Origin of the sequence: Alteromonas sp. PRIM-21, assembly GCF_027563165.1 — a bacterium.
Classification (GTDB): domain Bacteria; phylum Pseudomonadota; class Gammaproteobacteria; order Enterobacterales; family Alteromonadaceae; genus Alteromonas; species Alteromonas macleodii_A.
Map to the genome: position 1 here is coordinate 1 of NZ_JADOEK010000047.1, position 463 is coordinate 463.

Consider the following 463-nt stretch of genomic DNA (forward strand, 5'->3'; position numbering starts at 1 on the left):
CAACTTCACTAAATTCTGTTCGCACGTATACATAGAAATGTAGTGGCTTCTATATAAAGCAAAAAACCCGCCGTTAGGCGGGTTTTTCTTAATGGGACCTGGCAGTGTCCTACTCTCACATGGGGAAGCCCCACACTACCATCGGCGCTAATACGTTTCACTTCTGAGTTCGGAATGGAGTCAGGTGGTACCGTATCGCTATGGCTGCCAGGAAAAAACTGGTAACAATTTGAGAAAGATAATATTAATTCAATCAGTGAGTAACTACTTTTCACTCTACTTGCGGCTCTTTATCAGAGCTTAGCTTGTCTACAACACTCAAAAGCCTAAAGCTTTTTGGGCGTTGTATGGTTAAGCCTCTCGGGCAATTAGTACAGGTTAGCTTAACGCCTTACAACGCTTCCACACCCTGCCTATCAACGTCATCGTCTATAACAACCCTTCCAGAACTTAAAGTTCAGGG

Annotated in this window: 2 rRNA genes; both read right to left on the reverse strand. The window is 43.8% G+C overall.

Going from position 1 to position 463, the window contains the following annotated elements:
* Nucleotides 1–96: 96 nt before the first annotated feature.
* Nucleotides 97–212, reverse strand: a 5S ribosomal RNA gene (rrf, locus tag IW644_RS19955).
* A 135-nt stretch (nucleotides 213–347) separates the two neighbouring features.
* A 23S ribosomal RNA gene (locus IW644_RS19960) occupies nucleotides 348–463 on the reverse strand; the annotation flags it as partial.